Origin of the sequence: Cellulosimicrobium composti (assembly GCF_009711085.1) — a bacterium.
GTDB lineage: Bacteria > Actinomycetota > Actinomycetes > Actinomycetales > Cellulomonadaceae > Cellulosimicrobium > Cellulosimicrobium composti.
The window spans coordinates 181596-189295 of sequence record NZ_WMKA01000002.1 but is presented as its reverse complement, the minus strand read 5'-3'; the positions used below and the strand labels follow the sequence as shown (position 1 = coordinate 189295).

At 75.4% G+C, this 7700-nt stretch carries 6 protein-coding genes and 3 tRNA genes; 6 read left to right on the top strand and 3 right to left on the bottom strand.

The window, feature by feature from the left end; genetic code table 11:
- Positions 1–123: 123 nt before the first annotated feature.
- Together GJV82_RS01775 and GJV82_RS01770 are read left to right on the top strand one after the other, a co-directional pair.
- On the top strand, positions 124–666 hold the full coding sequence (locus GJV82_RS01775) for a GTP-binding protein (protein WP_051471385.1): 543 nt from the start codon (positions 124–126) through the stop codon (positions 664–666).
- Between the two features lie 99 nt (positions 667–765).
- A tRNA-Ser gene (locus GJV82_RS01770) sits at positions 766–853 on the top strand.
- Positions 854–857: 4 nt separating this feature from the next.
- On the opposite strand, the gene GJV82_RS01765 is transcribed toward GJV82_RS01770, so the two are convergent.
- Positions 858–2672, bottom strand: a complete 1815-nt coding sequence (locus tag GJV82_RS01765; RefSeq protein WP_155098000.1) for an FAD-dependent oxidoreductase — start codon at positions 2670–2672, stop codon at positions 858–860.
- Positions 2673–2762: 90 nt separating this feature from the next.
- On the opposite strand from GJV82_RS01765, the gene GJV82_RS01760 reads away from it, so the two are divergent.
- Both GJV82_RS01760 and GJV82_RS01755 read left to right on the top strand, forming a co-directional pair.
- Positions 2763–4040, top strand: a complete 1278-nt coding sequence (locus GJV82_RS01760) for a threonine/serine exporter family protein (protein ID WP_318657167.1) — start codon at positions 2763–2765, stop codon at positions 4038–4040.
- An 86-nt stretch (positions 4041–4126) separates the two neighbouring features.
- Positions 4127–4215: transfer RNA gene (locus tag GJV82_RS01755), tRNA-Ser, on the top strand.
- Between the two features lie 108 nt (positions 4216–4323).
- On the opposite strand, the gene GJV82_RS01750 is transcribed toward GJV82_RS01755, so the two are convergent.
- Positions 4324–5694 (bottom strand): hypothetical protein, encoded by a 1371-nt coding sequence (locus GJV82_RS01750; protein WP_024839161.1) that lies wholly within the window; start codon positions 5692–5694, stop codon positions 4324–4326.
- Positions 5691–6620 (bottom strand): ABC transporter ATP-binding protein, encoded by a 930-nt coding sequence (locus tag GJV82_RS01745; protein ID WP_155097999.1) that lies wholly within the window; start codon positions 6618–6620, stop codon positions 5691–5693. Before GJV82_RS01745 ends, GJV82_RS01750 begins: the two co-directional genes overlap by 4 nt.
- Before the next feature lie 230 nt (positions 6621–6850).
- On the opposite strand from GJV82_RS01745, the gene GJV82_RS01740 reads away from it, so the two are divergent.
- A tRNA-Arg gene (locus GJV82_RS01740) sits at positions 6851–6923 on the top strand.
- A gap of 171 nt (positions 6924–7094) precedes the next feature.
- A complete protein-coding gene (locus tag GJV82_RS01735) occupies positions 7095–7697 on the top strand; it encodes a TetR/AcrR family transcriptional regulator (protein WP_024839159.1) in 603 nt (200 codons plus the stop codon).
- Positions 7698–7700 lie beyond the last annotated feature (3 nt).

Genomic DNA, 7700 nt, shown 5'->3' with positions numbered 1-7700 from the left:
CTCGCCGCCGCACAGCCGGCCGCCCCCGCGCAGCAGGCGCCCGCCCAGCAGGCGCCGGCCCAGCAGGCGCCGGCCGGTCAGCCCGGCGGTGCCCCGGCGGCGGCGCGCACGGCGCCGACGGTCGTGAAGATCGTCGTCGCCGGCGGGTTCGCCGTGGGCAAGACGACGTTCATCGGCTCGATCTCCGACGTGGAGCCCCTGAACACCGAGGCCGCCATGACGGAGCACTCGGTGGGCGTCGACGACGCGGGCGGCGTGTCCGACCGCAAGACCACGACCACCGTCGCGATGGACTTCGGCCGCGTCTCGCTGCCGGGCAACCTGTGGCTGTACCTGTTCGGCACGCCCGGCCAGGACCGCTTCCTCTTCATGTGGGACGACCTGGTCCGCGGCGCGATCGGCGCCGTGGTGCTCGTCGACACGGACCGCCTCGAGCAGTGCTTCCCCGCGATCGACTACTTCGAGTCGCGCAACATCCCGTTCGTCGTGGGCGTGAACTGCTTCGACGGCGTCGCCAAGCACAAGCTCGAGGACGTACGCGAGGCGCTGCAGATCCCGGCGCACGTGCCGATGCTCTACACGGACGCCCGCTCGCGCGCGGCGACGAAGCAGACGCTCATCGCGCTGGTCCAGCTCGCGATGCGTCAGCTGCGCGGCGCGGCCTGACCGCTCGCGCTCCCGGACCACCGCACGACGGCGGGTCGCCCTCCCCGGGGCGGCCCGCCGTCGTCGTGCGGGGCCCGGGCGTGCCACAATGTCTGGCCGGGAGGGCTGACAGAGCGGCCTAATGTGACGGTCTTGAAAACCGTTGTGCGGCAACGCACCGGGGGTTCGAATCCCTCGCCCTCCGCCAGCCGTCAGGCCGGGTCGGGAGCCTTGCTCCGGCCCGGCCTGACGCGTACCGGGCGCAGCGCTGCCGGGGCGTGCGCGGGCACGAGCGGGCGCCGGGGCGCGACGGGGTCGAGCACCGCGTACGGCGCGCCGAGCGGCGGGCGCGGGTCGGGGTCGCCGACGTTGGGCCACAGCGCGCACGCGCGCTCGGCCAGCGCCGTGATCGTCAGCGACGGGTTCACGCCGAGGTTCGCGCTCACGGCCGACCCGTCCACGACGTGCAGGCCGGGCTGGCCGTGGACGCGGTGGTACGGGTCGATCACGCCGGTGGACGGCGAGGTGCCGATCGCGCAGCCGCCGAGGATGTGCGCGGTCATCGGCACGTCGAACGGCTCGCCCACGGTGCCGCCCGGCATGCCGCCCATGCGCCGGGCCATGCGCCGGGCGGCGTCGTTCCCGGCGGGGATCCAGGTGGGGTTCGGGGCGCCGTGGCCCTGGCGGGACGTGAGGACGCGGCGGCCGAGGAGCCCGCGGCGCAGCGAGGTGGTGAGCGAGTTGTCGTGGCTCTGCATGACGAGCGCGATGATCGTGCGCGAGGACCAGTCCCGCAGGTCGAGCATCGCCGGCAGGTCCCGACGCTGCCGCCACAGCTCGCGCAGCCACGTGCGCCAGCGCCCGGGGCCGCCGTCGGTGAGCACGGTCTGGAGCAGCCCCATGGCGCCCGACCCCTTGCCGTACCGCACGGGCTCCACGTGGGTGTGCGCGTCCGGGTAGAACGACGACGTGATCGCGACGCCGCGCGAGTAGTCCGGTGAGCCGGGCCGGCGACGGTGGTCGCGGCGCCGCACGGTCGCGCCGAGCAGCGCCTCGGAGTTGGTGCGCGTCAGGTGGCCGAGCCGCTCGGAGACGCCCGGCAGCGTGCCGCTGTCGCGCATCGCGTGGAGGATCCGCTGCGTGCCGAGCGCACCCGCGGCGAGCACCACGTGCCGCGCGGTGTACGTGCGTCGGCCCGCCCAGGGCCGCCCCGAGCGGTGGGCGCGGACCTCGTGCACGACGCCGCCCGCGCCGTCGGGCACGGGCCGCACCGAGGTGACCGTCGTCAGGGGCAGCACCTGCGCCCCGCCGCGCTCGGCGAGGTACAGGTAGTTCTTCACGAGCGTGTTCTTCGCCCCGACGCGGCACCCCGTCATGCACGCGCCGCACTCGGTGCAGCCGCGGCGCTCCGGGCCGGCCCCGCCGAAGTAGGGGTCGGGGACGGTCACGCCAGGCTCGCGCGCACCGTCCCGGCCGAAGAACACGCCCACGGGCGCCCGCACGAACGTGTCGCCGACGCCCGTCTCGCGCGCGACGTCCGCCATGACGTCGTCGGCGGGCGTGCGTCCGGCGTAGGTGGTCACGCCGAGCATGCGGCGCGCCTGGTCGTACCAGGGGGCGAGCTCGGACCACCAGTCCGTGACGTCCGCCCACGCGGGGTCCGTGAAGAAGTCGTCCAGGGGCTCGTAGAGGGTGTTGGCGTAGACGAGGCTGCCACCGCCCACGCCGGCGCCCGCGAGGACGAGCACGTCGCGCAGGCGGTGGATGCGCTGGATGCCGTAGCAGCCGAGCGCGGGCGCCCACAGGAACGACCGCAGGCGCCACGACGTGCGCGGGAGCTCGTCGTCGGCGAACCGGCGCCCGGCCTCGAGCACCGCGACGCGGTAGCCCTTCTCGGTGAGACGGAGCGCGGTCACGCTCCCGCCGAAGCCCGACCCCACGACGAGCACGTCGACGTCGGTCGCCACGGGTGTGCGCGCGCGGCCCGGCGCGGCGCCGGGCGCGGGGTGGGGGGCGTCGTCGGCCATGGGCAGACGGTACGTCACGACCGACCGCCGCCGGGACGCGCGGGACCTTCGGCGCGTGCCGCACCCGGGGCCGTGCGGGATCATGGCCGGGTGACGTCTGAGCCCTCCCCGGCCGACGAGGCCGGCCTCGAGCCCGTCGACCTCATCCGCCGATCGGGCACGGTGCTGCGGATCGGGCGCCTCGCGCTCTCCGCCGGGACGGGCAGCTACCGCGTGAAGTCGCACATGACGCGCGCCGCCCGCGCCCTCGGCCTCGACCGCATCGCCGCGCACGTGACGCTCACCGAGATCACCGCGACGTCGTACCGCGGGCCGATCTTCCGCACCGAGCTCACCGAGGTCCGCTCCGTCGGGATCAACGCCGACCGGCTCGCCCAGCTCGAGCGCTTCTCCGCGATGCTCCCGCCCGGGGCGGACCTCGACGCGGTGGACGCCGAGCTCGACCGCATCGCGCGCCGCCCGCCGCTCTACGGCGCGCTCCTCAACGCCCTGTGGGCGGGGATCGCGTGCGCGGCGTTCGCGTTCCTCAACAACGGCGGCCTCGTCGAGTGCAGCGCCGTGCTGGTCGCCGCGGCGCTCGGCCAGGGCGTGCGGCGCGCGATGCTCCACCGGGGCATCAACCAGTTCGGCGTGACGATGCTCGCGGCGGCGGTCGCGAGCGTCGCCTACCTCGTCCTGGTGCTCGCGCTGTCCGCGCTCGCGGGCGTCGAGGGCGGGCACGAGGCGGGCTACGTCTCGTCCGTGCTGTTCCTCGTGCCGGGCTTCGCGCTCGTCACGGGTGCGCTCGACCTCGCCAAGCTCGACTTCTCGGCGGGCGTCGCGCGCGTCACGTACGCGCTCATGATCCTCGCGTCCGCCGCGCTCGCGGTGTGGGGCGTGTCCGCGCTCGCGGGGCTCGCTCCCGACCCGGTGCCGCCCCCGGTCCTCGCGGAGCCCCTGCTCCTCGGCCTGCGGGCGGTCGCGAGCTTCCTCGGGGTGCTCGGGTTCGCGCTCATGTTCAACAGCCCGTGGGCGATGGCGCTCGGGGCCGCGTCGATCGGGATGGTCGCGAACGTCGGCCGCCTGCTCCTCGTCGACGCCGACGTCGTGCCGCAGGCGGCGGCCGCGGCCGCGGCGCTGCTCGTGGGGCTGCTCGCGGCGACGGTCGCGCCCGCGCTGCGGGTCCCGCGCATCACCGTGTCCGTGCCCGCGGTGGTCATCATGGTCCCGGGCGTCACGGCCTACCGCGCGGTGTACGAGTTCAACACGGGCGCCACGACGCAGGCGCTCGCCTACGCCGTCGAGGCGGGCCTCGTGATCGTCGCGCTCGCGATCGGGCTCGCGGTGGCGCGCATGCTCACCGACCGCGAGTGGACGTTCGAACGCTAGGCGCGCGACGCCGTCGGGCTCGCGGTTTGGTCTGGTGGCGCGGCCCTTGTACCCTGGGCGACGCAGGCTCTCCGACGAGCCCGCGAGGAGACGTCGCATAGTCAGGTCTAGTGCGCCACCCTGCTAAGGTGGTAACGGGGCAACCCGTTCGAGGGTTCAAATCCCTCCGTCTCCGCTCAGGAAGGTCCCGGTGCTCGGCGCCCGGGGCCTTTTCTGTTGCCCCGACGACGCCCCGCCCGCGCCCCGCCGGCGTGGGCCGGCGGGGCGCCGGTGGGCCGCGGGCTCAGGCGCTCCCGGTCGTGGCGAGCGCGGACCGCACGACGAACCGCGACGCCCCGGCCCCCGCGAGCACGAGCGCCGACGCCGCGGCGACGCACAGCAGGAACTGGACGACGACCGCGACGTTGGCGAACGCGTTGAACCCGATCACGGGGACCATGAACAGCAGGGCGGCGAACGTGGCGACGCCCACGCTCACGGCCAGCGGGACGAGCGTCTCGCGGAACCGGGCCTGGTCGAGCGTGCGCAGGTCCGTCCCGGACAGGACGAGCGTGCGGTACTCGTCGCGCTGGTCGATCACGCGCCCGGCCTGCATGACGCCCGTCGAGACCGCCGCGAGCACGCCCGCGATCGCGAGCGTGAGGAACCCGCCCGTCTTGAGGTCGACGAGGTACTGGACCTCCTCGGGGTCGGCGCCCATGCCGGGGTCGAGCAGGGCGAAGATGCTCGCGAGACCGGCGATGAACGTCGCGAGCGAGATGCCGCCGACGGAGCGCCACGCGGTGCGCGGGCTGTCGACGATCCGCCGGCCCGCGAGGAGGGTCGGGACGCGCCGCGCCGAGCCAGCCGTCATCTTGCCGACGATCCAGATGGCGAACGGGCCGACGACGTTCACCGTCGCGAAGCCGGCGAGCAGGACGACGACGACGATCGTGATCGCCACGGCCTCGGACCCGAACGACACGTTCGTCGCGACGACCATGGCGACGAACGCGAGCCCCATCGACAGCAGCCGCACGGCCTTGAGCCCCGGGGGCGTGACCCGTGCGGCGACGCCGAGCGGCGTGATCGCCACGCGGCGCAGGCTGACCAGCGCCGACACGAGCGCGACGAGCACGACGAGCACGACGGCGCCCAGCAGCGCCGGGACCCCGACCCACAGCTCGCCGATGCCGAACGTGCGCCCCTGGAACCGGAGCTGCGCGACGAGGGGGAGCAGCGCGCCGTAGCCGAGGATGCCCGCGAGCGCGCCCAGGACGGCCTGTGCCGTCGCGTCGAGCGCGGTGAGGGTCGTGACCTGGCCCGTCGTCGCCCCGGCGAGGCGCAGCGCGGCGAGCCGGGCGTCGCGCCGCGCGACGGCGAGGCGAGCGGCCGCGGCACCGAGCGTGACGAGCGGGATGAGGAGCAGGAGCGACGCGATGCCCGCGAGGAACGGGTACTGCGCGTCGTAGGGCGTCACGCCCTCCATGCCCTCCCGGACTCCCTCGACGCCGCCCGCGCGCTCGAGGAACGCGTGGAAGCCGCCCAGGACGACGAGCAGGATCGCCGTGGTCACGCCGAACGCGATGATGGCGAGCACGTTCGTCAGGCCCTGCGGGTCGCGCTCGTCGGCGCTGCGGCGGCGCAGGAGCCACCAGAGGTCGACGGTCCTCATCGCGCGCTCTCCTGGTCGGCCGCGGTCGGGTGGGTCGGCACGTACCCGGCGGCCGGGTGCGCGGCCATGGCCTGCTGCGTCGCGGCGTCGTGCGCCGGGGGAGCGGGCGGCGCGGGTGCCGGGGGTACGGGCCGCGCGACGGCGGCGCTCGCCGCGGCCTGCGACGCCGCGGCCTGCGGGGCGCCGCTCGCGGCGGGCTGGGCGCCCGGGGCGAAGAACTCGCCGGAGATCCGGCCGTCGCGCATGGTCACGGTGCGCGAGCAGTGGCGGGCGACGCCGGCGTCGTGCGTGACGACGACGAGCGCGGCGCCGGAGTCGCGCGTGGCGCGCGTGAGGACGTCGAGGACCTCGGCGCCGGTCGCCTGGTCGAGCGCGCCCGTCGGCTCGTCGGCGAAGACGACGCCGGGCGACCCGACGAGGGCGCGCGCGATCGCGACGCGCTGGGCCTGGCCGCCGGAGAGCTCGCCCGGGCGGCGCTGCTCCATCCCCGCGAGGCCGAGGTGCGCGAGCCACCGGGCCGCGACCGCCGTGGCCTCGGCGCGGGCCGTTCCCGCGAGCATGAGGGGCAGCGCCGCGTTCTCGACCGCGGGCAGCTCGGGCAGGAGCTGGCCCGACTGGAACACGAAGCCGAAGTCCTGACGGCGCAGGACGGTGCGGCGCGCCTCGGAGAGGGTCGTGACGTCCTCCCCGCGCCACGACACCGTGCCGGACGTCGGCGTGACGATGCCCGCGAGGACGTGCAGGAGCGTCGTCTTGCCGGACCCGGACGGGCCCATGATCGCGAGCGACTCCCCGGGATGGACCGTCAGGCTCACGCCCGCGAGGGCGTGCGTCGCGGTCTGGGCGGAGCCGTAGACCTTGGTGAGCGCGCTCGCGACGAGGGGCGAGCCGCCGGGGGCGGGAGCGTGGTGGCCGGTGAACGTCATGGGTCGATCGTCCGGCGGCGCAGGGTCCGCCCGCGTCGGGCTGCGGGCGGGACGTCGCGGGGGCCGGGTCCGACCCTGGGGGGACCGCGTGACCCGCGGTGTGCTGCGACGGTCGGACGGCGTGGCGTCCGTCACCTCGGGCCCGCAGGGGGTCGATCCGGTTTGGGATCGCGGCGAGGACGCGGTAGTGTTCTCGACGGCCGGTGAGCGATCAGCGGTCAGCAGGACCAGCGCCCGTAGCTCAACGGATAGAGCATCTGACTACGGATCAGAAGGTTGGGGGTTCGAATCCCTCCGGGCGCACAGGACGAAAGGCCCCACCTCCGGGTGGGGCCTTTCGGCGTCTCCGGGACGGTGCCGCTGCGCGCGACGACGGCGGCAGAGGCGGCGCGTGGCCGGCCCCGCCAGACCGACGTCGCAGCCCGACCCCGACGCCCCCTCCCCATTTCCGCACGGTCGTGCTACGTTCGCCGGGTGAGCAAGGGCGACGAGACGCGGCAGGCGATCCTGCACCGCGCGGTGGAGGCGGCGTACCGCGTCGGCCTGGCCGGGCTCACGATCGGCGAGCTCGCCCGCGCGACGGGCATGTCGAAGAGCGGCCTGTACGCGCACTTCGGCGCCAAGGAGTCCCTCCAGCTCGCGGTGCTCGACCAGGCGCGCGCCGAGTTCGTGGACACCGTCGTCGCGCCGGCCCTGCGCTCGCCGCGCGGGGAGCGCCGCCTGCGCGAGCTGTTCGAGCGCTGGCTCGGGTGCGCCGTGCACCAGCACCCGGGGGGCTGCCTGTTCGTCAAGGCGGCGACCGAGCTCGCCGCGCAGGCGGGGCCGGTGCGCGACCAGCTCGTGCGCGACCACCAGGACCTGTACGACACCGTCGCGCAGGTGTACGGCACGTGCGTCGCCGAGAGCGGGTTCCGCGCCGACGTGGACCCGCAGCAGTTCGCGTCCGAGCTCTACGGCGTCATGCTCGCGCTCCACCACGCGCACGTCTTCATGGCCGACCCGCGCGCCGAGGAGCGCGCACGGGTCGCGTTCGAGGCGCTGCTCGACGCGTCGCGCACGCTCGTCCCGGTCGCCTGACGA

What these genes read in the sequence shown, in the direction of transcription:
- GJV82_RS01765 (WP_155098000.1), bottom strand. Translation starts at nt 2,672, where the DNA reads ATGGCCGACGACGCCCCCCACCCCGCGCCCGGCGCCGCGCCGGGCCGC.
- GJV82_RS01750 (WP_024839161.1), bottom strand. Translation starts at nt 5,694, where the DNA reads ATGAGGACCGTCGACCTCTGGTGGCTCCTGCGCCGCCGCAGCGCCGAC.
- GJV82_RS01745 (WP_155097999.1), bottom strand. Translation starts at nt 6,620, where the DNA reads ATGACGTTCACCGGCCACCACGCTCCCGCCCCCGGCGGCTCGCCCCTC.